This window comes from Streptomyces sp. NBC_00102 (assembly GCF_026343115.1).
Lineage (GTDB): Bacteria > Actinomycetota > Actinomycetes > Streptomycetales > Streptomycetaceae > Streptomyces.
In genome coordinates this window covers 758,342-783,112 of record NZ_JAPEMC010000001.1, presented here as the reverse complement: position 1 = coordinate 783,112, position 24,771 = coordinate 758,342, and the positions used below count along the sequence as shown (strand labels likewise).

The following is a 24,771-nucleotide window of genomic DNA, read 5'->3' as shown; positions in this document are numbered from 1 at the left end:
GGAGCGGATATGCGGCTCGGCATCAATCTCGGTTACTGGGGCGCGGGCATGGACGCCGACAACCTCGCCGTCGCGCAGGAGGCGGACCGCCTCGGCTACGACGTCTGCTGGGCGGCGGAGGCGTACGGCTCCGACGCGCCGACCGTGCTCACCTGGGTCGCGGCACAGACCGAGTCCATCGACGTGGGCTCGGCGATCATGCAGATCCCGGCCCGCCAGCCCGCCATGACCGCCATGACCGCGGCCACCCTCGACTCCCTCTCCGGCGGGCGCTTCCGCCTGGGCCTGGGCGTCTCGGGGCCGCAGGTCTCCGAGGGCTGGTACGGCGTGAAGTTCGACAAGCCGCTGGCCCGCACCCGCGAGTACGTCGACATCGTCCGCAAGGCGATGGCCCGCGAGCGCCTCACCTACGAGGGACAGCACTGGACGCTCCCGCTGCCGGACGGCCCCGGCAAGCCGATCAAGCTCACCGTGCACCCGCAGCGCGAGCACATCCCGCTCTACATCGCCGCCATCGGCCCGAAGAACCTGGAGCAGACCGGTGAGATCGCGGACGGCGCCCTGCTGATCTTCCCGTCCGCCGAACACCTGGAGGAGACCGCGCTGCGCCACCTGCGGGCGGGCCGCGAGAAGGCCGGGCTGCCCCTGGAGGGCTTCGACGTCTGCCCGACCGTTCCGCTGGCGGTCGGCGACGACGTAAAGGGCCTCGCCGACATGTTCCGCCCGTACACCGCGCTCTACGTCGGCGGCATGGGCAGCCGGAAGCAGAACTTCTACAACCAGCTCGCCCAGCGCATGGGGTACGAGAAGGAGGCCGCCGAGATCCAGGACAAGTACCTTGGCGGAGACAAGAACGGTGCCGCCGCGGCGGTCCCGCACCGGCTGATCGACCAGACCACCCTGCTCGGCCCGGTCGACCGGATCGCCGACGGGATGCGCGCCTACGCCGAGGCCGGCGTCACCACCCTCACCCTCGCCCCCGCCGGATTCACGCGGGAGGAGCGGATCGCCGCCCTGCGCGCCGGTACGGACGCCCTGGAGCGCTCCGGCGCCGCCGAGTAACACCACGCCGGGACGACCGGGCACGGAGCGGGCCCCGGCCCGCTCCGGTTGCCCGGAGTGCCGCGGAGCCTTTGACTTCTTATCTGCGGACACCGGTACGGAGGTGGCAGTCATGCTCTCGGCAAAAAGTCTCTTCCAGGAGATCCTCGACGACGACGAGTCGTTCCGGCTCTTCTGCTCCATTGCCGCCAGCGGTGAGTCGCAGGGCGGCTGGGAGAACGCCCGCATCGCCGCCCTCGTGCCCGAGAGCCAGCGCGCTCTCGCCCCGAAGATCACCCGGCACGGTGCCGACGAGGACAAGCACGGCCGCATCTTCAACGCCCTGCTCAAGAAGCGCGGGCTGAGCGCCGCCGACGTCCCGGCCGACACCGACTACACGATGCTGCTGGAACGCCACGGGATCGGCCTCGCCCACGCACAGCTCAAGGGCGAGGAGCCGCTCGCGGAGCGGGACATCGTCACCTATCTGGCCCACAGCCGGGTCACCGAACAGCGGGCCTCCGAGCAGATGCGCCTGCTCCTCAGGTACTTCGCCGACGACCCCGTCATCGGCCGCGCCGTGCGGATGATCTCGCACGACGAGGACAACCACCTCGCCTACTGCCACGAGGAACTCCTCCGCCTCGCCCGGGCCGGCCACGGTCGCACGATCCAGCGCATCCTGCGCGAGTGCGCCCTCGCCGAGATCCGGGTCTACCGCGACGTCAGCCTCGCGGTCATGGCCCACATGGGCCGCATCCTCGGCTGGCCCCGGCCGAAGGCGGCGGCGCTCGCCGCGGGCATCCACGCCATGTACGCGTACGAGCGGCTGGCCGGCTGGCGCCGGATGGTCAGCCTGACCGAACCCGAACCCGAACGCCGCGACGCCCTCGGTCAACCGGCCGTGGCCGGAGCCGAGTTCGCCTGAGCCGCGTCGGTGCCGGAACCGGGGCGGCCGTAGCCGGACGCCCGGCGCGGTCAGAGCCAGCCGCGCCGCTTGAACTGCCGGTACAGACCGACGACCACCCCGGCCATCAGTACGATCACCGCCGGATAGGACCACACCCAGTGGAGCTCCGGCATGTGGTCGAAGTTCATGCCGTAGATGCCCGCGACCATCGTCGGCACCGCTGCCATCGCCGCCCAGGCCGAGATCTTGCGCATGTCGTCGTTCTGCCGGACACCCATCTGCGCCAGATGTGCCGAGAGGATGTCGGACAGCAGCCTGTCCAGCCCCTCCACCTGCTCGTTGGCGCGGGTGAGGTGGTCGCCGACGTCCCGGAAGAAGGGCTGCGACTCCGCGTGCACGAACGGCACCCCGGTCCCCGCGAGACGCGTCATCGGGGCCGCCAACGGCCCGGCGGCCCGGCGGAACTCCATCACCTGGCGCTTGAAGGTGTAGATGCGGCTCGCGGTGTGCTGGGACTCGGCGTTGCCACTCGGCGCGAAAACCTGGGTCTCCAGCTCCTCCAGGTCGATCTGCAGCTCGCCCGCGACGTCTATGTAGTGGTCCACGACCGCGTCGCTGACCGCGTACAGCACGGCGGTCGGCCCCTGCCGCAGCACCCCGGGCTGCGCCTCCAGCCGGCGCCGCACGTCCGACAGCGGGGCGCTCTCGCCGTGCCGGACCGTCACCACGAACGAGTCGCCCACGAAGACCATCAACTCGTCCGCGCTGACCGTGTCGCCGTCCGGCTCGTACGCGATCGGCTTGAGCACCATGAGCAACGAGTCGTCGTAGATCTCCAGCTTGGGCCGCTGGTGCGCCTTGAGCGCGTCCTCCACGGCGAGCGGGTGCAACCCGAACTCCTTGGTCACCATGGAGAACTCCTCCTCGGTGGGCTCGTGCAGCCCGATCCAGAGAAAGGCGTCCCCCACGGCCCGCGCCTCGTCCAGCGCGTCGGAGAAGTCGGCGGGGCCGTCCGTCCGGCGCCCGTCCCGGTAGATGGCACAGTCGACAATCACGGCGCGCATTCTTCCCTGCCCCGGCCGAAAGCACACCTTCGCCCCACCCCCGGGGCCGCCGGGCGCAGCACTGACGGCTGTCCCGCCAGGAGTTGCGGGACAGCCTTTAGGCTGGCCGGTATGCCCACCCTGATCCTCGTACGCCACGGACGCTCGACCGCCAACACCTCCGGGGTGCTCGCGGGCCGTACCCCCGGTATCCAGCTGGACGAGCGCGGCGCCGAACAGGCGGCCGGGCTGCCCGGCCGCCTCGCCGGACTGCCCCTCGTGGCCGCCGTCAGCAGCCCGCTCCAGCGCTGCCGCCAGACGCTCCAGCCGCTGCTGGACGCGCGCCCCGGCCTCCCCCTGCACGTCGAGGACGGCCTTTCCGAGTGCGACTACGGGGACTGGTCCGGGCGCAAGCTCGCCGAACTGTCCGACGAACCGCTGATGTCGGTCGTGCAGCAGCATCCCTCCGCCGCCGCCTTCCCCGGCGGCGAGTCGATGCGCGCGATGCAGAACCGCGCGGTCGACTCCGTCCGCGCCTGGAACGCGCGCATCGAAGCCGAGTACGGCGAGGACGCCGTCTACGTCATGTGCTCGCACGGCGACATCATCAAGGCCGTCGTCGCCGACGCGCTCGGCATGCACCTCGACCTCTTCCAGCGCATCCACGTCGACCCCTGCTCGGTCACCGCGATCCGCTACACCCGGCTGCGCCCCTTCCTGCTGCGCCTCGGCGACACCGGCGACCTCGCGGGGCTCGCCCCCCGCGAGCAGGGACTGGGCGCCGACGCCACCCCCGCCGACGAGGCGGACCACGGTTCGCACGCCCAGGTGGGGGGCGGCGCTGGGGCGCCGTGATCGCTCCTGGCGATAGGGTGGACGGGCCACGGGGAGCCCGTTCGAGAGTTTCCCCGGCACCCGTCCCCGAGCGGCGGGGGTAAGCCCCCGTCCGCCGTCGATTCCTCAAGGGAGAACTGACGTGTCCCGTCAGGTGTTCCTCTACGACCCGCCGGAACGATTCGTGGCCGGCACGGTCGGGCTGCCTGGACGCCGAATGTTTTTCCTTCAGGCGTCCGCAGGCGGCCGGGTCACCAGCGTGGCTCTGGAGAAGACCCAGGTCGCCGCGCTCGCTGAGCGGATCGACGAACTGCTCGACGAGGTCGTCCGCCGCACCGGCGGCAACTCGCCGGTCCCGGCCGTCGCCCCGATGACCGTCGCCGACACCGCGCCGCTCGACACCCCCGTCGAGGAGGAGTTCCGGGTCGGCACGATGGCCCTCGCCTGGGACGGCGACGAGCAGTGCATGATCGTCGAGGCTCAGGCTCTCGTGGAGATCGACGTCGAGACCGAGGACGATCTGGCGGCGGCCGAGGAGAGGCTGCTCCAGGACGAGGAGAACGGCCCGCCGATGCTCCGGGTGCGCCTCAGCGGAGCCCAGGCACGGGCCTTCGCCAAGCGCGCCCTGGACGTCGTGCAGGCCGGCCGCCCGCCGTGCCCGTTGTGCAGCCTGCCGCTCGACCCGGAAGGACACGTGTGCCCGCGTCAGAACGGATACCGGCGCGGGGCATGACGACCCCGGCCGAACTGGTCACCCTGCTCACCGAAGGCCGGCTCACCGTCCTCGGCCGCGTACCCGGAGCCTCCAACGCGGTCCTGCGGTGCACGGTCGCGCTCGACGGCGTGGAACGCCCCTGCGTCTACAAGCCCGTCGCGGGCGAGCAGCCGCTGTGGGATTTCCCCGACGGCACCCTCGCCCAGCGCGAGGTGGCCGCCTGGGAGGTTTCCCGGACCACCGGCTGGGGGCTCGTACCGCCCACGGTGCTGCGCGAGGGCCCGTACGGCGAGGGAATGTGCCAGCTCTGGATCGACGCCGAACCGGATGCCGGCCCCCTGCTCGCCCTCGTCGAGGGGGAGGAGCCGGAGGACGGCTGGAAGGCCGTGGGCTTCGCCGACGTGGGCGAGGGGAAGACCGCCCTGCTGGTGCACGCGGACGACGCCCGGCTGCGGCGGCTCGCGGTGCTCGACGCGGTGATCAACAACAGTGACCGCAAGGGCGGCCACCTGCTCCCGGCCCCCGGCGGGTTGCTCTACGGCATCGACCACGGCGTCACCTTCCACTCCGACGACAAGCTGCGCACCCTGCTCTGGGGCTGGGCCGGGGAACCGCTGACCGGCGAGGCGGTGGCGGTGCTGGACCGGCTCGCCGAGGAGCTGGCGCCGGAAGCGGGACTGGCCCGGCGGCTGGGCGGGCTCATCACCCCGGCCGAACTGGACGCCGTACGGGAACGGGTCGCAGCGCTCCGGACGACGGGGCTGCACCCGGTGCCGAGCGGGCAGTGGCCCGCCATCCCGTGGCCGCCGGTCTGACGCACCTGTGACGAAAAACCCGATCGGAGCCGAGCGCACCCGCGCGGGCCCGCGGCCCCGGGCCGGCAGCCGCGCCCGGCGCCGGTTAGCGGGGCCGACCGGCTTCGTCAAGAACGCGTCTTCGGACACGATTCGCCATCCGGTTCGTATCCGGAACCTTCGTCCGGTTACGCTCATGACATGCATGCCTGGCCCGCTTCTGAGGTCCCCGCCCTGCCTGGCAAGGGCCGCGACCTTCGGATCCACGACACCGCGACCGGCGGACGGATCACCCTTGACCCCGGTCCCGTCGCCCGCATCTACGTCTGCGGCATCACGCCGTACGACGCGACCCACATGGGTCATGCGGCGACCTACAACGCGTTCGATCTCGTACAGCGCGTGTGGCTCGACACCAAGCGGCAGGTTCACTACGTCCAGAACGTGACCGACGTGGACGACCCTCTGCTGGAGCGGGCCGTGCGCGACGGAGAGGACTGGACCGCACTCGCGGAGCGCGAGACCGCGCTGTTCCGCGAGGACATGACCGCGCTGCGGATGCTCCCGCCGAAGCACTACATCGGCGCCGTCGAAGCCATACCGGGCATCGTGCCCCTCGTCGAGCGCCTGCGTGACGCCGGCGCGGCGTACGAGCTGGAGGGCGACGTCTACTTCTCCGTCGAGGCCGACCCGCACTTCGGCGAGGTCTCCAACCTCGACGCGGAAGCCATGCGGCTGCTCTCCGCCGAGCGCGGCGGCGACCCCGAGCGCCCCGGCAAGAAGAACCCCCTCGACCCGATGCTGTGGATGGCCGCCCGCGAGGGCGAGCCCAGCTGGGACGGCGGCAGCCTGGGAGCCGGACGGCCCGGCTGGCACATCGAGTGCGTCGCCATCGCCCTGGACCACCTCGGCATGGGCTTCGACGTGCAGGGCGGCGGGTCCGACCTCGCGTTCCCGCACCACGAGATGGGCGCCTCGCACGCGCAGGCCCTGACCGGCGAGCACCCGTTCGCCAAGGCATACGTCCACGCCGGCATGGTCGGCCTGGACGGCGAGAAGATGTCGAAGTCGCGGGGCAACCTCGTCTTCGTCTCCACCCTGCGCCGTGAGGGCGTGGACCCGGCGGCGATCCGCCTCGCCCTGCTCTCGCACCACTACCGGAGCGACTGGGAGTGGACCGACCAGGTCCTCGCCGACGCCGTCGCCCGGCTCGGACGGTGGCGCGCCGCGGTCTCCCGCCCGGACGGCCCGTCCGCCGACGCCCTGGTCGAAGAGGTGCGTGAGGCGCTCGCCGACGACCTGGACGCCGCGTCCGCGCTGGCAGCCGTGGACCGCTGGGCCGAGCGCCAGCGGTCCGAGGGCGGCACGGACGAGGGCGCTCCCGGTCTCGTCTCCCGTACCGTCGACGCCCTCCTGGGCGTCGCCCTGTAGTACCGCGTACACGACGGCCCCGGTCCTCCCCTTCCGAAAGGGGAGGACCGGGGCCGTTTTCCGTGCGGGAGACGAGCCGGCAGGCCGGCGGCGCCTCAGCTGTCCGGCTTCTCCCCGTCGGGGGAGCCGGAGTCCGTACCCGGGCCGGAGTCCGTACCGGAGTCGGGGTCCTGCCCGGAGTCGGGGCCGTCCTCGGAGCCGTCGTCCGAGGGCTTCCTGCTCCCCGGCCGTCCGCCGGCCGCCGGTCCGGACTCCGCGGGGCGCTGCGGTTTGGGCGGGCGGGTGCGGCCGCTCGCCGGATCACGCAGATACGGCACGTCGCCGCTCTCCGTGGCGTGCCCGCCGGGCGTCTGGCCCGGTCCGGGGCCGGGGTCGCGGCGCCGCAGATACCGCTCGAACTCGCGGGCGATGGCCTCTCCGGACGCTTCGGGCAGCTCCGCGGTGTCCCGGGCCTCCTCCAGCGTCTGGACGTACTCGGCGACCTCGCTGTCCTCGGCGGCCAGCTGGTCCACCCCGATCTGCCAGGCGCGCGCGTCCTCGGGCAGCTCGCCCAGCGGGATGCGCAGTCCGAGCAGGTCCTCCAGCCGGTTCAGCAGGGCCAGCGTCGCCTTCGGATTGGGCGGCTGCGAGACGTAGTGCGGCACGGCCGCCCACAGGCTCACGGCCGGAACGCCCGCGTGGGTGCACGCCTCCTGGAGGATGCCGACGATGCCGGTCGGCCCCTCGTACCGGGTCTCCTCCAGGTCCATGGTCGTGGCCAGGTCCGGGTCCGAGGTGACTCCGCTGACCGGCACCGGCCGGGTGTGCGGGGTGTCGCCGAGCAGCGCGCCGAGGATGACGACCATCTCGACACCCAGCTCGTGGGCGAAGCCCAGCAGCTCGTTGCAGAACGAGCGCCAGCGCATGGACGGTTCGATGCCGCGTACCAGCACCAGGTCACGGGGCTTGTCGCCGCCGATCCGGACCACCGAGAGCCGCGTCGTCGGCCATGTGATCTTGCGGACTCCGCCGTCCAGCCACACGGTGGGGCGGTTGACCTGGAAGTCGTAGTAGTCCTCGGCGTCCAGCGCCGCGAAGACCTCGCCCTTCCATTCCCGGTCCAGATGGCCGACCGCGGTGGAGGCGGCGTCACCGGCGTCGTTCCAGCCCTCGAACGCGGCCACCATGACCGGGTCGATCAGCTCGGGTACACCCTCGAGCTCGATCACCCAGGCCTCCTTCCGAAGTTCCCTTGCGTATACGTACGCACCAACCTTACGGGTTGGAGCATTCCCATCCGAAGCCCCTTTGCACGGGCGGGTGAACCTCGTCCGCCGAGGTGCGGCACTGATCGAATCGGGGCATGTGCCTCCGGATTCATCCGAGCTGTGGGCCCCGAGATTTCGTGCGGCGCTGGACGAAGAGGCTCGTATGGCGCTATACATCGGATGTTCGCCGTAGAGATCCGATGTTATTCCCCTGGGGGGCCGCGCATGAGTCAGACCGTCACGGACGTCGAGGTCCACGACATCCGCTTCCCCACGTCCCTGGAGCTGGACGGTTCGGACGCGATGAACCCCGACCCCGACTACTCGGCCGCCTACGTGGTGCTCCGCACCGACGCCCCGGGCGGCCCGGACGGCCTCCTCGAAGGACACGGGTTCTGCTTCACCATCGGCCGCGGCAACGATGTCATGGCCGTCGCGATCGAGGCGCTGAAGCCGTACCTGCTCGGCCGGCCCGTCCCGCGCACCGCGGCCGACCTCGGCGACCTGTACCGCGAGCTCACGCACGACTCGCAACTGCGCTGGCTCGGCCCGGAGAAGGGCGTCGCCCACATGGCGGCCGGGGCCGTCGTCAACGCCGCCTGGGACCTCGCGGCGAAGGCGGCCGGACTGCCCGTCTGGCAGTTCCTCGCCACGATGACCCCCGAGGAGCTCGTCTCCCTGGTCGACTTCCGCTACCTCACCGACGCCCTCACCCCCGAGGACGCGCTGGCCATCCTGCGCGCCGCCGAGCCGGGCCGCGCCGAGCGGACCGAACGCCTCCTCGCCGAGGGCTACCCCGCCTACACCACCTCACCCGGCTGGCTCGGGTACGACGACGCCAAGCTCGTCCGCCTCGCGAAGGAGGCCGTCGCCGACGGCTTCACCCAGATCAAGCTGAAGGTCGGCGGGGACCGCGACGACGACGTCCGCCGCCTGAAGATCGCCCGCGAGGCGGTCGGCCCCGGTATCCGGATCGCCGTGGACGCCAACCAGCGCTGGGACGTGGCCGAGGCGGTGGAGTGGATGAAGGCGCTCGCCCCCTACGACCCGCACTGGATCGAGGAGCCCACCAGCCCCGACGACGTCCTCGCGCACGCCGCCATCCGGGCCGCCCAGCCGGTCAAGGTCGCCACCGGCGAACACGGCGCGAACCGCGTCGTGTTCAAGCAGCTGCTCCAGGCCGGGGCCGTGGACTTCGTACAGATCGACGCGGCCCGGGTCGCCGGGGTCAACGAGAACCTCGCGATCCTGCTGCTCGCCGCGAAGTTCCAGGTGCCCGTCTGCCCGCACGCCGGCGGAGTGGGTCTCTGCGAACTGGTCCAGCACCTCTCCATGTTCGACTACGTGGCCGTCTCCGGTACCTGGGACGACCGGGTCATCGAGTACGTCGACCACCTGCACGAGCACTTCACCGAGCCCGCCGTCATCACCGGCGGACGGTACGTCACCCCGCGCGGCCCCGGGTTCTCGGCCCGGATGCACCCCGCGTCGATCGCCGCACACCGCTACCCGGAGGGTCCCGTCTGGGCGTCCCTCCCCGTCCTCGAGGAGGCCCACCGATGACCGGCACGAAGGATTTCGACGGACTGTCCGCCCTGGTGACCGGAGGTGCGTCCGGCATCGGCGCCGCCGTCGCCACCCTGCTGCTGGAACGCGGCGCGCGGGTCGCGGTGCTCGACCGGGAGACCGCCGGCGCGCCCGAGGGGGCGTTCGCCGTACAGGCCGACGTGACCGACGACGGGCAGGTCCGCGCGGCCGTCGACCGTGCCGCCGCGGAACTCGGCGGACTGCACACCCTGGTCTCCAACGCGGGGATCGGCTCCATCGGCACCGTCGAGGACAACTCCGACGAGGAGTGGACCCGGGTGCTGGACGTCAACGTCCTCGGCATGGTCCGCGCCGCCCGGCACGCCCTGCCGCACCTGCGGGCCGCGGCCGCCCTCCGCCCCGGCGCCGTCTCCATCACCCAGACCTGCTCCATCGCGGCCACCGCCGGGCTGCCGCAGCGGGCGCTCTACAGCGCGAGCAAGGGCGCGGTCCTCTCCCTGACGCTCGCCATGGCCGCCGACCACGTCCGCGAGGGGATCCGCGTCAACTGCGTCAACCCCGGTACCGCGGACACCCCGTGGATCGGACGACTGCTCGGCCAGGCGGGCGACCCCGAGGCCGAAAGGGCCGCGCTCAACGCCCGTCAGCCGCTCGGCCGGCTGGTCTCGGCCGACGAGGTGGCCGCCGCCATCGTCTATCTGGCGAGCCCCGCCGCCGCCTCCGTCACCGGCACCGCCCTCGCGGTCGACGGCGGTATGCAGGGCCTCCGGCTGCGCCCCGCGGGGGACTGAGTACCCGCCGGCCGCCGGACCCCGTCAGCGTCGACGGACCGGCGGCCGGCGTCCCGCGTCTCCCGGCACGCGTTCACCGGGTGCGTGTCTCAGAGGGTCGAGCGCAGCCACTGCTCCACGCTCGCGACGTGCACCGTCGCCCAGGCCCGCGCCGCCTCCGGGTCCCGGTCGCGCAGCGCGGCCAGGATGGCGCGGTGCTCCTGGAGGGTGCGGCTGAGCGCGTCCTCCTGGGTCAGACCGCGCCAGACCCGCGCCCGGGTGGTCGGACCGGACAGTCCGTCCAGCAGCGAGCAGAGCACGGTGTTGCCCGAGGCCTGGACGATTCCCCGGTGGAAGTCCAGGTCTGCGGCGACCAGTTCCTCCACCGAGGGTTTGCTGCCCAGCGCGTCCAGCTGCGCCGCGAGCGCGTCGAGTTCGTCGTCCCCGATCAGGGAGGCGGCCATGGCGGTGGCCGCGGGCTCCAGGATGCGGCGGACCGCGAGGAACTCCAGCACCGTGTCGTCGCGGTGGAAGTCCACCACGAAACTCAGCGCCTCCAGCAGGAGTTGGGGGTCCAGGCTGGTGACGTAGGTGCCGTCGCCCTGGCGTACGTCGAGGATGCGGATCAGCGACAGGGCCCGCACCGCCTCGCGCAGGGAGTTGCGGGACAGCCCGAGGTCCGCGGCCAGTTCGCTCTCCTTGGGCAGCCGGTCGCCGGGGCGGAGCGCACCCGAGACGATCATGCCCTTGATCTTTTCGATCGCCTCGTCGGTGACGGCCATGACGGTCCTCCTGGGTGCGGACGGGAATCAGACATCGGATGTCTCAGCCCATTATGCGGGTCCGTCTTGCCCGTTTCTTGCCGCCCGGGAGCCGGGATGGAGCCGGTATCACTCCCACAGGTTCGTCGGCGCCTCCCGGCGGACCACCGGAGCGATCTCCTCCGCGAACCGCTGCAGGGTCTCCAGCTGTTCGGAACGGCTCAGACCGAGGCCGTCCACGGTGATCGACTGGAGATCATGGTGGTAGTCCGCGTGATAGCCGAGGATCTTGTCGATGATCTGCTGAGGGCTTCCGATCAGCTGCGGACCGCCCGCGATGGCGTCCTCGATCGTCCGGAACGGGGTGTTGTACCCGGCCTTCCCCTCCAGGTGCGGCTTGAAGGCCTGCCGCACCCGCGCCTCGTACAGATCCTTGTACCGCTCCACCGCCTGCTGCGAGCTGTCCGCGATCAGCAGCCCGCCGGATCCGGCCGCCACCCGGGCGTCCGCCGGATCGTGTCCGTACGCCTCGAACCGCTCCCGGTAGTGTGCGATCAGCCGCGCGTACGCCGCCTTCGGCTGGACGGCGTTGGCGGTGAAGAGCGGGTCGCCGTGCTTGGCGGCCAGTTCGGTGGAGTGCAGGCTGGTCGCCGAGCCGTGCCAGACGCGGGGAGCACCGTCGTACGGACGCGGCACGGTGGTGGTGTTCTTCAGCGGCGGGCGGAACTCCCCCTCCCAGTCCACCCCCTCCTCGGTCCACAGCCGGCGCAGCAGCTCGTACTTCTCCTGCTGGAGGTCCCACTGCCGGTCCTCGTCGAGCCCGAAGAGCGCGAAGTGCCCGGCTTCGGCCCCCTTCCCGACGACCAGTTCGAGCCGCCCCCGGGCTATCTGGTCGAGAGTGGCGTAGTCCTCGGCGACCCGGACCGGGTCGAGGATCGCGACGACGGTCACGCCCGTGAGCAGCCGGATCGACGTCGTCCGCGCGGCCACGGCGCCCAGCACCACGGTGGGGCTCGACGACAGGAAGGCGCCCGCGTGCCGTTCACCGACGGCGTACGCGTCGAAGCCGAGCCGCTCCGCGTCCGAGGCGGTCTCGATCACTTCGGCGAAACGGTCGGCGGGGGAGAGGAGTTCGCCGGTCAGCGGGTGCGGGGCATGCCCGATCAGGGAGAGCACGGAGAATTTCATGCCCTCCACTGTTCTCGCGTTCCGTTGCGGCAGTGTGGCGGCGGCATGGCAGAGTCGCCGCGGCCCCCTCATGCCACCTGGCCCCACGCCCCGCAGGCTCAGCCGCGTCCGGCCAGCACCGCCTCGACCCCGGCCCGCACCTCGTCGGTGGCGAGCCCCCGGATCGTCAGCGTCGTCCGCCGCCGCAGCACGTCGTCGGCGGTCTCGGCCCATTCGTGGTCCCGCGCGTACACCACCTGCGCCCATATCTCCGGAGCGTCGGGGTGGATGCGGCGGGCGAGGGCCGGGTCCTCCTCCGCGAGCCGGGTGATCTCGAAGGCGAGCGAACCGTAGTGGGTGGCCAGATGCCGGGCGGTGTCCGCCGCGAGCTCGGGGCCCTGCCCGGCGCCGTCCGCCAGCAGCCGGTGCGTCACCGCTCCGGGACTGGCGATCCCGGGCAGCGCCAGCCGCTTCGGCAGCCGGTCCATCGGCTCCATGGCGTCGGTCAGCGGACCGCCCGGCAGCGCGGCCAGCTTGTTCATCACGGTGCGTCCGATGTGGCGGAACGTCGTCCACTTGCCGCCCGCCACCGACAGCATCCCGCCGCGCCCCTCCGTCACGACCGTCTCCCGCTTGGCCGTCGAGGTGCCGCCCGGACCCCCCGGAAGCACCCGCAGCCCGGCGAAGGAGTACGTGATCAGGTCGCGCGAGAGCTGCTGGTCCCGGACCGAGAAGGCCGCCTCGTCCAGGATCTGCGCGGTGTCCTTCTCCGTCACCGCCAGGTCCTCGGGCTCGCCCTCGTACACCTCGTCCGTGGTGCCGAGCAGCAGCATGTCCTCCCACGGCAGGGCGAAGGTGATCCGGTACTTGTCGATCGGCGTCGCCAGCGCCGCCCGCCAGGGGGCGGTGCGCCGCAGCACCAGGTGCGCGCCCTTCGAGAGGCGTACGGAGGGGGCGGCGCCCGGGTCCTCCATCCTGCGCAGCCGGTCCACCCACGGGCCGGTGGCGTTCAGCACCAGCCGGGCGTCCACCCCGAACTCCGTGCCGCCGCTCCGGTCGGCCAGCTCCGCGCCGGTGACCCTGCCCCGGGTGAAGCGGAGTCCGGTCACCGCCGCGTGGTTGAGCACGTCCGCACCGGCCGCGACCGCCGCGCGCACGGTCATCAGGGCCATCCGCGCGTCGTTCATCTGGTCGTCGCCGTAGACAGCGACCGCCTTCAGCCCGTCCGTACGCAGCTCGGGCACGTCCCGGCGGGCCCGTTGCGGGCTGATCAGATGGCCCACGCCGTCGCCGAACGCGGAGAGCGCGGAGTAGGCGAAGACCCCCGCGCCGAGCTTGGCCGCCCCGTGCGGGCCGCCCTTGTAGACCGGCAGGTAGAAGGTGAGCGGATTCGCGAGGTGCGGGGCGACCTGGCGGGAGACGGCCCGCCGCTCGAAGTGGTTCTCCGCCACCAGCTTCACCGCGCCGGTCTGCAGATAGCGCAGCCCCCCGTGCAGCAGCTTCGACGAGGCGGAGGAGGTGGCGCCCGCGAAGTCGCCGGCGTCCACCAGGGCCACCCGCAGCCCGGACTGTGCGGCGTGCCAGGCGGTGGAGATGCCCAGGATGCCGCCGCCGATCACCAGGAGGTCGTACGTCGTGCGGGAGAGCCGCTCCCTGGTCTCGGCGCGGCTCGGGAGGGAGCCGGCGGCCGGACGCGTCCCGGGGACGGGGACGCTCTGCGGGATGGTCATGTCTGCCTACTCCTCGGAGTTGGTGTCGTCGAGCCAGCCCATGGAGCGCTGCACCGCCTTGAGCCAGCTCTTGTACTCGCGGTCACGGGTGGCCGCATCCATGCGGGGGGTCCACTCGGCGGCCCGGCGCCAGTTGGCGCGCAGCGCGTCGGTGTCCGGCCAGAAGCCGACGGCGAGGCCGGCGGCGTAGGCGGCGCCGAGACAGGTGGTCTCGGCGACCATCGGGCGCACCACGGGCGCGTCCAGACAGTCGGAGAGCATCTGCATCAGCAGGTTGTTGGAGGTCATGCCGCCGTCGACCTTGAGCGCGGTCAGCTCGACGCCCGAGTCCTTCGTCATGGCGTCGCTGATCTCGCGGGTCTGCCAGGCGGTCGCTTCGAGCACGGCCCGGGCGATGTGCGCCTTGGTGACGTAACGGGTGAGTCCGGCGATGATGCCCCGGGCGTCGGGCCGCCAGTACGGGGCGAACAGGCCGGAGAAGGCGGGCACGAAGTACGCGCCGCCGTTGTCCTCCACCGAGGAGGCCAGTGTCTCGATCTCGGCGGCCGAGTTGATGAGCCCCATCTGGTCGCGCATCCACTGCACCAGCGAACCGGTGACGGCGATGGACCCCTCCAGCGCGTACACCGCCGGCTGGTCGCCGATCCGGTAGCCCACGGTGGTCAGCAGCCCGTTGTAGGAGTTGACCGGGGTGGAGCCGGTGTTGATGAGCATGAAGGTGCCGGTGCCGTACGTGGACTTGGCCTCGCCCTCCGAGAAGCAGGTCTGGCCGAAGAGCGCCGCCTGCTGGTCGCCGAGCGCGGAGGCCACCGGTACCCCGGCGAGCACCCCGTCGGCGGCGAGCCCGTACACCTCGGCGGAGGAGCGGATCTCCGGCAGGACGGCGGCCGGGATGTCCATGGACCGCAGGATGCGCTCGTCCCACCGCAGGTCGTGCAGGTTCATCAGCAGGGTGCGCGAGGCGTTGGTGACGTCGGTGACGTGGACGCCGCCGTCGGTGCCGCCGGTGAGGTTCCAGATGACCCAGGAGTCCATCGTGCCGAAGAGGATGTCCCCGCGCTCGGCGCGCTCGCGCAGCCCCTCGACGTTGTCGAGCAGCCAGCGGATCTTGGGGCCGGCGAAGTAGGAGGCGAGCGGCAGGCCGGTCTCGCGGCGGAAGCGGTCCTGGCCGACGTTGCGGCCGAGTTCCTTGCAGAGCGCGTCGGTACGGGTGTCCTGCCAGACGAGGGCGTTGTGCACGGGCTGACCGGTGTGCCGGTCCCACATCAGCGTGGTCTCGCGCTGGTTGGTGATGCCGATGGCCTTCACGTCGTCGGCCGTGACACCCGCCTTGACGACGGCTCCGGCCACCACCTCCTGCACGTTCTCCCAGATCTCGGTGGCGTCGTGCTCGACCCAGCCGGGCTTCGGGAAGATCTGCTCGTGCTCCTTCTGCTCGACCGAGACGATCCGGCCGTCCTTGTCGAAGACGATGCAGCGGGTGGAGGTGGTGCCCTGGTCGATGGCCGCGATGAACGGGCCGGCGGTGTGTGCGTCGTTCACGGTGTGCTCCCCGGGTCTGTGGTGTGGGTGGAGGCGTCTGCCGGGCGCCTGAGGCCTTTCGTTCGGATCATGCCGGGCTCGCGTGCTCGCGTGCCCGATCCGGACGGAAGACCCCGGTTTCGCGCATCAGGCGAAGGCGACGTTGTAGAGGAGGCCGGCGAGGGCGCCGCCGACGAGCGGTCCCACGACGGGTACCCAGGCGTAGCCCCAGTCCGAACCGCCCTTGTTCGGCAGCGGCAGCAGTGCGTGCACGATACGCGGGCCGAGGTCGCGGACCGGGTTGATCGCGTAGCCCGTCGGGCCACCGAGCGAGAGCCCGATGCCGACCACGACCAGGGCGGTGACGAGCGCGCCCAGCGTGCCGAGGCCGTTGCCGCCGTCGTTGAGGCCCTGGGTCAGGATGGCCAGCACCAGCACGAGGGTGGCGATGATCTCGGTGACCAGGTTCTGCGCGGCGTTGCGGATCTCGGGGCTGGTGCAGAAGACGCCGAGCACCGGTCCCGCGTCGGGCGCGGATGTCTGGTCGACCATGCCCTCGGCGGGGTTCTGGGTGCCGGTGATCTCCGGGTCGCTCAGGTGGGCGTGGAACTGTCCGTAGTACACGGCCCAGACCAGTACCGCTCCGATGGCGGCACCGAGCAGCTGCGATCCCAGGTAGAGGGGCACGTCGCTCCACGGCGTACCGCCCTCGATCGCGAGGCCGATGGTGACGGCCGGGTTGAGATGGGCCCCGGACACACCGCCCGCCAGGTACGCGCCGGTGAGCACCGCGAAGCCCCAGCCGAAGGTGATGGCGACCCAGCCCGCGTCCTTCGCCTTGGAGCGTTTGAGCGTGACGGCGGCACAGACTCCGCCGCCCAGCAGGATGAGTACGGCGGTACCGATGGTCTCGCCGATGAAGATGTCGGAGCTGGACACCGCGACTCCTTTGTCCTTCGTCCAGGGGAATGCGCACCACCGGGTCCCTCCGGGGGTACACGCCCCAGATGACGCCCTCTCCCAGAGGGAGGCGCCATCTGCAAGGGCTTGACCGGCCCTCGGCATTGCCACACCTTAACGCCTATGGTCGCGAGGCGTTCGGCAATGCCGACCGGTGAACGGCAGTGTTTCGCTCCGCGAAGGCGGGCGTCAAGGGGGTGTGGCATACGACTCCGAGCCCGTGTCGCGCTCCGCCGGAGAGCGCCCGGCGTACGGGACCGGGTGCGGCACCCCCGGCGGGAGGGCATGCGGAAGCCCGCCCGGCCGGGACGGCTGCGGGCGGGCTCGGAGGTGCGGCGGCGGCCCCCGGGGCGAGGGTGGCAGGCGGCGGCCGGGGGCCGCCGCCGCGCGGTCAGAAGCGGCCGGCCCCCAGGTCGCGGGAGACCGCACGGGCGCAGTCGCGCACCGCCGCGATCAGCTCGGGCCGCAGCTCGCCCTCCGGGCGCAGCCGTTCCACCGCGCCCGTCACCGCCACCGCGCCGACCGGCATCCGGCGTCCGTCGTGGATGGGGGCCGCGACGGCCGCCACCCCCTCCCAGGTCTCCTCCGCGTCGTCGGCCCAGCCGCGCGCCCTGGTCAGCGAGAGCGTCTCCTCGAACGCGTCCTGCCCGGTGACCGTGCGGGCGGTGAACGAGCGCCGCTCACCGTCCAGCGCCTCACTGTGCGCCACCGGGTCGAACGCGGCGAGCACCTTGCCCAGCGCCGTGGAGTGCAGCGGCTGCATCGCGCCGACCTCCAGTACCTGGCGGCTGTCGTCCGGCCGGAACACGTGGTGCACGATCAGGACCCCGTGCTGGTGCAGCACCCCGAGATGGACGCTCTCGCCGCTCGACCGGGCCAGGTCGTCGGTCCAGACCAGGGCCCGGGCGCGCAGTTCGTGCACGTCCAGATAGCTGTTGCCCAGGCGCAGCAGCTCCGCGCCCAGCTGGTAGCGGCCGGACGCCGGGTCCTGCTCGACGAAGCCCTCCAGCTGCAGGGTGCGCAGGATGCCGTGGGCCGTCCCCTTGGCGAGTCCCAGGGACGAGGCGATGTCGGAGAGGCCGAGCCGGCGCTCGCCGCCCGCCAGCAGGCGCAGCATCGCCGCCGCCCGCTCCAGCGACTGGATGTTCTTGGCCATCGCGCCGTACTCCTCCACTCGTCCACTCGGTTCGACAATGCTGAACACTATCGGCCGATGCCGACCTCCGCGCGGGGTGTGGGGCGGTGTTCCGTCGCTTCCCCGCCGCACCTTTTCCGCCACAGCATGCAGTCCGGTCGGTGGGACGCCCGCACAGGGGTCACCGGTAGCGGGCTACGCTGGCCGGGTGCGCCTTCTGCAGGAAGTGCGCAAAGCCGACAGCCGTCGCATCCCTGGGAGATCATCCATGGCCTCGTTGCCGACCCCTTCCGCCGCCAGCCCGAGCAGGGCTGACGCACTCCGCGAAGCACTCGCCACCCGTGTGGTCGTGGCCGACGGAGCCATGGGCACCATGCTCCAGGCCCAGGACCCCACGCTCGAAGACTTCCAGGACCTCGAAGGCTGCAACGAGATCCTCAACGTCACCCGCCCCGACATCGTGCGCTCCGTGCACGAGGAGTACTTCGCGGTCGGCGTGGACTGTGTCGAAACCAATACGTTCGGCGCGAACCTCGCCGCCCTGGGCGAGTACGACATCCCCGAACGGGTCTTCGAGCTCTCCGAGTCCGGTGCGCGCATCGCCCGCGAGGTCGCCGACGAGTTCACCGCCTCCACCGGTCAGCAGCGCTGGGTCCTCGGTTCCATGGGCCCCGGCACCAAGCTGCCGACCCTCGGGCACGCCCCGTACGGCAAGCTCCGCGACGCCTATCAGCAGAACGCCGAAGGCCTGATCGCGGGCGGCGCGGACGCCCTCCTGGTGGAGACCACCCAGGACCTGCTGCAGACCAAGGCCTCGGTGATCGGCGCCCGCCGCGCCCTGGAAGCCACCGGTGCGAACCTTCCGGTGATCGTCTCCGTCACCGTCGAGACGACCGGCACCATGCTCCTCGGCTCCGAGATCGGCGCAGCCCTCACCGCCCTGGAGCCTCTCGGTATCGACCTGATCGGTCTGAACTGCGCCACGGGCCCCGCCGAGATGAGCGAGCACCTGCGCTACCTCGCCCGGCACTCGCGCGTCCCGCTCTCCTGCATGCCCAACGCCGGTCTCCCCGTCCTCGGCAAGAACGGCGCTCACTACCCGCTCTCCCCGGGCGAGCTCGCGGACGCCCAGGAGACCTTCGTCCGTGAGTACGGCCTCTCCCTCGTCGGCGGCTGCTGCGGTACGACCCCCGAACACCTGCGCCAGGTCGTCGAGCGTGTCCGCGGCGTCGTCCCCACCGTCCGCGACCCGCACCCCGAGCCCGGGGCCGCCTCGCTCTACCAGACCGTCCCGTTCCGTCAGGACACCTCGTACCTCGCCATCGGTGAGCGCACGAACGCCAACGGGTCCAAGAAGTTCCGCGAGGCCATGCTGGAAGCCCGCTGGGACGACTGCGTGGAGATGGCCCGCGACCAGATCCGCGAGGGCGCGCACATGCTCGACCTCTGCGTCGACTACGTCGGCCGCGACGGGGTCGCCGACATGGAGGAGCTGGCCGGCCGCTTCGCCACCGCCTCCACCCTGCCGATCGTGCTGGACTCCACCGAGGTGCCCGTGCTCCGGGCCGGCCTGGAGAAGCTCGGCGGCCGCGCCGTGCTGAACTCCGTGAACTACGAGGACGGCGACGGGCCCGAGTCGCGCTTCGCCAAGGTCACCGCGCTCGCCTCCGAGCACGGCGCCGCGCTGATCGCCCTCACCATCGACGAGGAGGGCCAGGCCCGCACCGTCGAGCACAAGGTCGCCATCGCCGAACGGCTCATCGAGGACCTCACCGGCAACTGGGGCATCCACGAGTCGGACATCCTCATCGACACCCTGACCTTCACCATCTGCACCGGTCAGGAGGAGTCCCGCAAGGACGGCATCGCCACCATCGGAGCCATCCGCGAACTGAAGAAGCGGCACCCCGACGTCCAGACCACGCTGGGCCTCTCCAACATCTCCTTCGGCCTCAACCCGGCCGCCCGCGTCGTGCTGAACTCCGTCTTCCTCGACGAGTGCGTCAAGGCCGGACTCGACTCCGCCATCGTGCACGCCTCGAAGATCCTGCCGATCGCCCGCCTGGAGGAGGAGCAGGTCAAGGTCGCGCTCGACCTGATCTACGACCGCCGCGCCGAAGGCTACGACCCGTTGCAGCGGCTCATGGAGCTGTTCGAGGGCGTCAACATGAAGTCGATGAAGGCCGGCAAGGCGGAGGAACTGCTCGCCCTGCCGCTCGACGAGCGACTCCAGCGCCGCATCATCGACGGGGAGAAGAACGGCCTGGAGGCCGACCTCGACGAGGCGCTGAAGACCCGCCCCGCCCTCGACATCGTCAACGACACCCTGCTCGAAGGCATGAAGGTGGTCGGCGAACTGTTCGGCTCCGGCCAGATGCAGCTGCCGTTCGTGCTCCAGTCCGCCGAGGTCATGAAGACCGCGGTCGCCTACCTGGAACCGCACATGGAGAAGTCCGACGCGGAGGGCAAGGGCACCATCGTGCTGGCCACCGTCCGCGGCGACGTCCACGACATCGGCAAGAACCTCGTCGACATCATCCTCTCCAACAACGGCTACAACGTCGTCAACATCGGCATCAAGCAGCCGGTCTCCGCGATCCTGGAAGCCGCCGAGGAGCACCGCGCGGACGTCATCGGCATGTCCGGTCTCCTGGTGAAGTCCACCGTGATCATGAAGGAGAACCTGGAGGAGCTGAACCAGCGCAAGCTGGCCGCCCAGTACCCGGTGATCCTCGGCGGAGCCGCCCTCACCCGGGCCTACGTCGAGCAGGACCTGCACGAGATCTACGAGGGCGAGGTCCGCTACGCCCGCGACGCGTTCGAGGGCCTGCGGCTGATGGACGCCCTCATCGCCGTCAAGCGCGGCGTCCCCGGAGCGGTCCTCCCCGAGCTCAAGCAGCGCCGGGTCCCCAAGCGCGACACCGCCGTCCTGGAGGTCAGCGAGCCCGAGGCCGGCGTCCGCTCCGACGTCGCCACCGACAACCCGGTACCCGCCCCGCCGTTCTGGGGCACCCGCGTCGTCAAGGGCATCCAGCTCAAGGAGTACGCCTCCTGGCTCGACGAGGGCGCGCTCTTCAAGGGCCAGTGGGGCCTCAAGGAGGCCCGCGCAGGCGACGGCCCGACCTACCAGGAACTCGTGGAGACCGAGGGCCGCCCGCACCTGCGCGGCTGGCTCGACAAGCTCCAGACCGAGAACCTGCTGGAAGCCGCCGTGGTGTACGGCTACTTCCCCTGCGTGTCCAAGGGCGACGACCTGATCCTCCTCAACGAGGACGGCTCCGAGCGCACCCGCTTCACCTTCCCCCGCCAGCGCCGAGGCCGCCGCCTCTGCCTCGCCGACTTCTTCCGCCCGGAGGAGTCCGGCGAGAAGGACGTCGTCGGCCTCCAGGTCGTCACCGTGGGCTCCCGGATCGGTGAGGAGACCGCCAAACTCTTCGAGGCCAACGCCTACCGCGACTACCTGGAGCTGCACGGCCTCTCCGTCCAGCTCGCCGAGGCCCTCGCCGAGTACTGGCACGCCCGGGTCCGCTCCGAGCTCGGCTACTCCGGCGAGGACCCGGACCACGTCGAGGACATGTTCGCTCTGAAGTACCGCGGCGCCCGCTTCTCCCTCGGCTACGGCGCCTGCCCCGACCTTGAGGACCGGGCCAAGATCGCCGACCTGCTCCAGCCGGAGCGCATCGGCGTCCACCTCTCCGAGGAGTTCCAGCTCCACCCGGAGCAGTCCACGGACGCGATCGTCATCCACCACCCCGAGGCGAAGTACTTCAACGCGCGCTGACGCGGCTCTCCGGCACCCTCCCGACGTCCCCCCGCCGGGAAAACACCGGAGACCGTTCACCGCGCGAACGACGGACGAGTCGTAGACTTGTCGGTCCAGTGCAGGCCGGTCGCCCTTCTCCGGAAGGACGGCCGGCCTTCTCGTCCCTCACGGAAGGTGTGCCGCATGACGAGTACGGTCCCCGCGTCCCTGACCCGCACGGCCGACGGCGCCACCCTGCAGGCCGTCCTTCTCGACATGGACGGCACCCTGGTCGACTCCGAGGGCTTCTGGTGGGACACCGAGGTGGAGGTCTTCGCCGACCTCGGCCACCGGCTGGACGAGTCCTGGCGCGAGGTGGTCGTCGGCGGGCCGATGACCCGCAGCGCCGGCTACCTCATCGACGTGACCGGAGCGGACATCGGGATCGAGGAGCTCACCGTCCTGCTGAACGACCGCTTCGAGAAGCGCATCGGCCGGGGCGTGCCCCTCATGCCCGGCGCCGCCCGGCTCCTCGCGGAGCTCTCCGCCCACGCGGTCCCGACCGCCCTCGTCTCCGCCTCGCACCGCCGGATCATCGACCGGGTCCTCGACTCGATCGGCCACCACCACTTCGCGCTGACCGTCGCCGGGGACGAGGTCACCCGCACCAAGCCGCACCCCGACCCCTACCTCGCCGCCGCCGCCGGATTCGGCGCCGACCCCGCCCGCTGCGCCGTCATCGAGGACACCGCCACCGGCGTCGCCTCGGCGGAAGCCGCCGGATGCCGGGTCGTGGCCGTACCCTCCGTGGCGCCCATCGCACCGGCTCCCGGACGCGTGGTCGTCGGCTCGCTGGAAGAGGTCGACCTGGCCTTCCTGCAGAAGCTGGTGCTGGACCACCGGGACGGGAACCGGTTCTGAGCTCTCTCACGCCCTCCCGGCGGACCGGGGCGGAGGAGCGCGAGGGTCCGACCCGCCGCCCTCCTGGACGGCGCGGACCCGGTGCGGCCTCGCGGTGACCCCGAGCGGGGCGGGAGCGGCAGGCACGAGCCCCTTTCCGCCGTCCTCCGGCCCCGGAGAGCGCCTCCGAGCGGACGCGGCCCCGGGACCGCTCCGGGCCGAGGGCGCTCCGCTCGGAGCGTCCGCACGCGAGAAGCCCGTCGGCCGACCGGTAGTCTGCACTGCCATGACGCGCGCCTGGACCCTGCCGACGCTGCTGGTGCTCTGCGGCTCAGCCGCCGCCGCCGGACCGCTGTTCGACGGGAGCAGTCCCGGAACGGCCGCCGTACTCCTGCTCGTGTGCTTGGCGCTCGCCGGCGCGACCTCACCCCTGATCTTCCCGAGATCGGCCGGCGCGCAGGAGGCACAACGCCGCAGCGCGGTCGACGGCCGGCCGGTCGTCTTCTGGCGGCCGGGCTGCACCTACTGCATACGCCTGCGTGTACGACTGGGCCGCAGCGCCCGCCGGATGCACTGGGTCAACATCTGGCGGGACCCGGCAGGAGCGGCGGTGGTCAGGGCGGCCAACAACGGTGACGAAACCGTGCCGACCGTCCTCGTGGCGGGCCGGCCGCACACCAATCCCGATCCCTCCTGGGTGCGCGCACAGCTCCCTCCCCTCACGTGACCGAAGGCCGTGCCTCCCGCCCGAAGCACCCGCGAACCCCGGCGGGAAGAGGCCGAGGGACGACAGGCCGGGAACCCCGGCCGTGTGCCGGAGGGCCCGCCCGGGCACCTCGGGCCCACCGCGACCCGGCCTACTGCGCCCCCGGCCGGACCAGCCCGCTCTCGTACGCGTACACCGCCGCCTGCACCCGGTCGCGCAGCTGGAGCTTGGTCAGCACATGGCCGACGTGCGTCTTCACCGTCGTCTCGCTGACGAAGAGGTCCGCCGCGATCTCCGCGTTCGACAGACCACGCGCCACCAGCTTCAGCACCTCCACCTCGCGGTCGGTCAGCCGGTGCAGCGCGTCCGGGACCGGCTCCTCGCCGGACGGGAGGTGGTCGGCGTACTTGTCGAGCAGCCGCCGGGTGACGCTCGGCGCGAGCATCGCCTCGCCCGCGGCCACCACCCGGATCGCCTGCAACAGCTCGTTGGCCGGGGCGTCCTTGAGCAGGAATCCGCTGGCCCCCGCGCGCAGCGCCTCCACGACGTACTCGTCGAGGTCGAAGGTCGTCAGGACCAGCACCTTCGCCGGGCCGTCCCGGTCCGGACCGGTGATCTGGCGGGTCGCCTCCACCCCGTCCATCCGCGGCATCCGGATGTCCATCAGCACCACGTCCGGCTGGAGCGCCCGGACCTGGTCGATGGCCTGGAGTCCGTCACCCGCCTCGCCGACCACCGCGAGATCGCCCTCGGCCTCCAGAATCATCCGGAAGCCGGTGCGCAGCAGTGGCTGGTCGTCGACCAGCAGGACGCGGATTGCCACGAAAAACTCCTCAGGGACCGTCTGGGGCCGCGGGCCGACCGGCGTCGGCCCCCACCGGCCCCATTCTGCCCGCCCCATCCTCACGGGATTGCGGCAGCACCACGGGGAGCGGATACACCGGGGGAGTCCCGCCGAATTCAGGACAGACCGCCTGGTGGTCGCACCAGCCGCAGAGCTTGGTCGGCCTCGGCCGCCACTCCCCGGTCTCCGTCGCCAGCCGGATCGCCTCCCAGAGCGCGTGCAGCTTCCGCTCCACCCGCTCCAGGTCCGCGACGACCGGGTCGTACGTCATGACGTCACCGCTGCCGAGATAGACCAGCTGGAGCCGTCGCGGCACCACACCCTTGAGCCGCCAGACCACCAGCGCGTAGAACTTCATCTGGAAGAGCGCGCCCTCCGCGTACTCCGGACGCGGCGCCTTCCCCGTCTTGTAGTCGACGATCCGGACCTCGCCCGTCGGCGCGATGTCGACGCGGTCGATCACCCCGCGCAGCCGCAGCCCCGACTCCAGCTCCGTCTCGACGAACATCTCGCGCTCGACCGGCTCCAGCCGCGTCGGGTCCTCCAGCGAGAACCACCGCTCAACCAGCCGCTCCGCCTCGCCCAGCCACCCGGCCAGCCGCTCGCCCCCGGTGTCCTCGGCGAAGAGCTCCGTCAGCTCCGGCTTCGACTCCAGCAGCCGGTCCCACTGTCCGGGCACCAGGGCCCGCGCCCTCGGCACCGTACGCTCCGCCGCGGGCGCGTCGAAGAGCCGCTCCAGCACCGCGTGCACCAGGGTTCCCCGGGTGGCCGCCTCGCTCGGCTTCTCCGGCAGTTTGTCGATGACCCGGAAGCGGTAGAGCAAAGGGCACTGCATGAAGTCGTTCGCCCGCGACGGCGACAGGGAGGACGGCGGCGCGGGGGGCCGGGGTGCGGAGGTCATGCCCAGACCCTACGACCCGCCACTGACAGCGGGCGGCATACCATCGACGGCAGAGCCTCGGGCACTGCATG

The 24,771-nt window shown here is 71.7% G+C and carries 21 protein-coding genes; 11 read left to right on the top strand and 10 right to left on the bottom strand.

Going from position 1 to position 24,771, the window contains the following annotated elements:
* Nucleotides 1-9 precede the first annotated feature (9 nt).
* Entirely contained in the window at nt 10-1,062 is a 1,053-nt protein-coding gene (locus OHA55_RS03500; RefSeq protein ID WP_266702665.1) for an LLM class F420-dependent oxidoreductase, read from the top strand.
* A gap of 112 nt (nt 1,063-1,174) precedes the next feature.
* Nucleotides 1,175-1,969: a ferritin-like domain-containing protein gene (locus OHA55_RS03495; RefSeq protein ID WP_266702664.1), complete on the top strand. Its 795-nt coding sequence runs from the start codon at nt 1,175-1,177 to the stop codon at nt 1,967-1,969.
* 50 nt (nt 1,970-2,019) lie between these two features.
* On the opposite strand, the gene OHA55_RS03490 is transcribed toward OHA55_RS03495, so the two are convergent.
* Entirely contained in the window at nt 2,020-3,015 is a 996-nt protein-coding gene (locus OHA55_RS03490) for a magnesium and cobalt transport protein CorA (RefSeq protein ID WP_266702663.1), read from the bottom strand.
* A gap of 111 nt (nt 3,016-3,126) precedes the next feature.
* Here OHA55_RS03490 and OHA55_RS03485 point away from each other — a divergent pair, with 111 nt between their 5' ends.
* The 4 genes from OHA55_RS03485 (at nt 3,127) to mshC (ending at nt 6,768) form a co-directional block, all read left to right on the top strand.
* On the top strand, nt 3,127-3,849 hold the full coding sequence (locus OHA55_RS03485; protein WP_266702662.1) for a histidine phosphatase family protein: 723 nt from the start codon (nt 3,127-3,129) through the stop codon (nt 3,847-3,849).
* Between the two features lie 121 nt (nt 3,850-3,970).
* Entirely contained in the window at nt 3,971-4,561 is a 591-nt protein-coding gene (locus OHA55_RS03480; protein ID WP_266702661.1) for a DUF3090 domain-containing protein, read from the top strand.
* Complete coding sequence (locus OHA55_RS03475) at nt 4,525-5,358, top strand: SCO1664 family protein (protein WP_266702659.1); 834 nt, start codon at nt 4,525-4,527, stop codon at nt 5,356-5,358. The genes OHA55_RS03480 and OHA55_RS03475 overlap by 37 nt, the downstream gene beginning before the upstream one ends.
* Before the next feature lie 180 nt (nt 5,359-5,538).
* Nucleotides 5,539-6,768 (top strand): cysteine--1-D-myo-inosityl 2-amino-2-deoxy-alpha-D-glucopyranoside ligase, encoded by a 1,230-nt coding sequence (mshC, locus tag OHA55_RS03470; RefSeq protein WP_266702657.1) that lies wholly within the window; start codon nt 5,539-5,541, stop codon nt 6,766-6,768.
* A gap of 95 nt (nt 6,769-6,863) precedes the next feature.
* Here the strand turns inward: mshC and OHA55_RS03465 are convergent, their stop codons facing one another.
* Entirely contained in the window at nt 6,864-7,976 is a 1,113-nt protein-coding gene (locus OHA55_RS03465) for a PAC2 family protein (RefSeq protein WP_266702655.1), read from the bottom strand.
* A gap of 264 nt (nt 7,977-8,240) precedes the next feature.
* Between OHA55_RS03465 and OHA55_RS03460 the strand changes: the two genes are divergently transcribed.
* Nucleotides 8,241-9,578, top strand: a complete 1,338-nt coding sequence (locus tag OHA55_RS03460; RefSeq protein WP_266702653.1) for an enolase C-terminal domain-like protein — start codon at nt 8,241-8,243, stop codon at nt 9,576-9,578.
* On the top strand, nt 9,575-10,354 hold the full coding sequence (locus tag OHA55_RS03455; RefSeq protein WP_266702652.1) for an SDR family NAD(P)-dependent oxidoreductase: 780 nt from the start codon (nt 9,575-9,577) through the stop codon (nt 10,352-10,354). Before OHA55_RS03460 ends, OHA55_RS03455 begins: the two co-directional genes overlap by 4 nt.
* An 89-nt stretch (nt 10,355-10,443) precedes the next feature.
* Here OHA55_RS03455 and OHA55_RS03450 read toward each other — a convergent pair whose 3' ends face one another.
* From OHA55_RS03450 to OHA55_RS03425, 6 genes are all read right to left on the bottom strand, one after another.
* A complete protein-coding gene (locus OHA55_RS03450; protein ID WP_266702650.1) occupies nt 10,444-11,115 on the bottom strand; it encodes a FadR/GntR family transcriptional regulator in 672 nt (223 codons plus the stop codon).
* Between the two features lie 108 nt (nt 11,116-11,223).
* On the bottom strand, nt 11,224-12,282 hold the full coding sequence (locus tag OHA55_RS03445) for an LLM class flavin-dependent oxidoreductase (RefSeq protein ID WP_266702648.1): 1,059 nt from the start codon (nt 12,280-12,282) through the stop codon (nt 11,224-11,226).
* Nucleotides 12,283-12,380: 98 nt separating this feature from the next.
* Entirely contained in the window at nt 12,381-13,991 is a 1,611-nt protein-coding gene (locus tag OHA55_RS03440) for a glycerol-3-phosphate dehydrogenase/oxidase (RefSeq protein ID WP_266702646.1), read from the bottom strand.
* A 6-nt stretch (nt 13,992-13,997) separates the two neighbouring features.
* Nucleotides 13,998-15,533: a glycerol kinase GlpK gene (gene glpK, locus OHA55_RS03435; protein WP_266702644.1), complete on the bottom strand. Its 1,536-nt coding sequence runs from the start codon at nt 15,531-15,533 to the stop codon at nt 13,998-14,000.
* A 126-nt stretch (nt 15,534-15,659) separates the two neighbouring features.
* On the bottom strand, nt 15,660-16,451 hold the full coding sequence (locus tag OHA55_RS03430; protein ID WP_266702642.1) for an MIP/aquaporin family protein: 792 nt from the start codon (nt 16,449-16,451) through the stop codon (nt 15,660-15,662).
* Between the two features lie 412 nt (nt 16,452-16,863).
* Nucleotides 16,864-17,628, bottom strand: coding sequence for an IclR family transcriptional regulator (locus OHA55_RS03425; RefSeq protein ID WP_266702640.1), 765 nt, complete (start codon nt 17,626-17,628; stop codon nt 16,864-16,866).
* 247 nt (nt 17,629-17,875) lie between these two features.
* Here OHA55_RS03425 and metH point away from each other — a divergent pair, with 247 nt between their 5' ends.
* The 3 genes from metH (at nt 17,876) to OHA55_RS03410 (ending at nt 22,976) form a co-directional block, all read left to right on the top strand.
* Complete coding sequence (gene metH / locus OHA55_RS03420) at nt 17,876-21,388, top strand: methionine synthase (RefSeq protein WP_266702638.1); 3,513 nt, start codon at nt 17,876-17,878, stop codon at nt 21,386-21,388.
* A 165-nt stretch (nt 21,389-21,553) separates the two neighbouring features.
* The gene (locus OHA55_RS03415; protein WP_266702636.1) at nt 21,554-22,270 is read left to right on the top strand and encodes an HAD family phosphatase; all 717 of its coding nucleotides are present in this window, start codon (nt 21,554-21,556) and stop codon (nt 22,268-22,270) included.
* A 265-nt stretch (nt 22,271-22,535) separates the two neighbouring features.
* Nucleotides 22,536-22,976 (top strand): glutaredoxin domain-containing protein, encoded by a 441-nt coding sequence (locus OHA55_RS03410; protein ID WP_266702634.1) that lies wholly within the window; start codon nt 22,536-22,538, stop codon nt 22,974-22,976.
* 130 nt (nt 22,977-23,106) lie between these two features.
* Here the strand turns inward: OHA55_RS03410 and OHA55_RS03405 are convergent, their stop codons facing one another.
* Together OHA55_RS03405 and OHA55_RS03400 are read right to left on the bottom strand one after the other, a co-directional pair.
* Nucleotides 23,107-23,778 carry a response regulator transcription factor gene (locus OHA55_RS03405; protein ID WP_266702633.1) on the bottom strand — a complete coding sequence of 224 codons (672 nt, stop codon included), beginning with the start codon at nt 23,776-23,778 and terminating at the stop codon, nt 23,107-23,109.
* A 10-nt stretch (nt 23,779-23,788) separates the two neighbouring features.
* Nucleotides 23,789-24,700 (bottom strand): RecB family exonuclease, encoded by a 912-nt coding sequence (locus OHA55_RS03400; protein WP_266702631.1) that lies wholly within the window; start codon nt 24,698-24,700, stop codon nt 23,789-23,791.
* Nucleotides 24,701-24,771 lie beyond the last annotated feature (71 nt).

Coding starts and splice junctions, on each gene's coding strand:
- OHA55_RS03500 (WP_266702665.1), top strand. CDS start 10: ATGCGGCTCGGCATCAATCTCGGTTACTGGGGCGCGGGCATGGACGCC.
- OHA55_RS03495 (WP_266702664.1), top strand. CDS start 1,175: ATGCTCTCGGCAAAAAGTCTCTTCCAGGAGATCCTCGACGACGACGAG.
- OHA55_RS03490 (WP_266702663.1), bottom strand. CDS start 3,015: ATGCGCGCCGTGATTGTCGACTGTGCCATCTACCGGGACGGGCGCCGG.
- OHA55_RS03485 (WP_266702662.1), top strand. CDS start 3,127: ATGCCCACCCTGATCCTCGTACGCCACGGACGCTCGACCGCCAACACC.
- mshC (WP_266702657.1), top strand. CDS start 5,539: ATGCATGCCTGGCCCGCTTCTGAGGTCCCCGCCCTGCCTGGCAAGGGC.
- OHA55_RS03460 (WP_266702653.1), top strand. CDS start 8,241: ATGAGTCAGACCGTCACGGACGTCGAGGTCCACGACATCCGCTTCCCC.
- OHA55_RS03455 (WP_266702652.1), top strand. CDS start 9,575: ATGACCGGCACGAAGGATTTCGACGGACTGTCCGCCCTGGTGACCGGA.
- OHA55_RS03450 (WP_266702650.1), bottom strand. CDS start 11,115: ATGGCCGTCACCGACGAGGCGATCGAAAAGATCAAGGGCATGATCGTC.
- OHA55_RS03445 (WP_266702648.1), bottom strand. CDS start 12,282: ATGAAATTCTCCGTGCTCTCCCTGATCGGGCATGCCCCGCACCCGCTG.
- OHA55_RS03440 (WP_266702646.1), bottom strand. CDS start 13,991: ATGACCATCCCGCAGAGCGTCCCCGTCCCCGGGACGCGTCCGGCCGCC.
- OHA55_RS03425 (WP_266702640.1), bottom strand. CDS start 17,628: ATGGCCAAGAACATCCAGTCGCTGGAGCGGGCGGCGGCGATGCTGCGC.
- metH (WP_266702638.1), top strand. CDS start 17,876: ATGGCCTCGTTGCCGACCCCTTCCGCCGCCAGCCCGAGCAGGGCTGAC.
- OHA55_RS03415 (WP_266702636.1), top strand. CDS start 21,554: ATGACGAGTACGGTCCCCGCGTCCCTGACCCGCACGGCCGACGGCGCC.
- OHA55_RS03410 (WP_266702634.1), top strand. CDS start 22,536: ATGACGCGCGCCTGGACCCTGCCGACGCTGCTGGTGCTCTGCGGCTCA.
- OHA55_RS03400 (WP_266702631.1), bottom strand. CDS start 24,700: ATGACCTCCGCACCCCGGCCCCCCGCGCCGCCGTCCTCCCTGTCGCCG.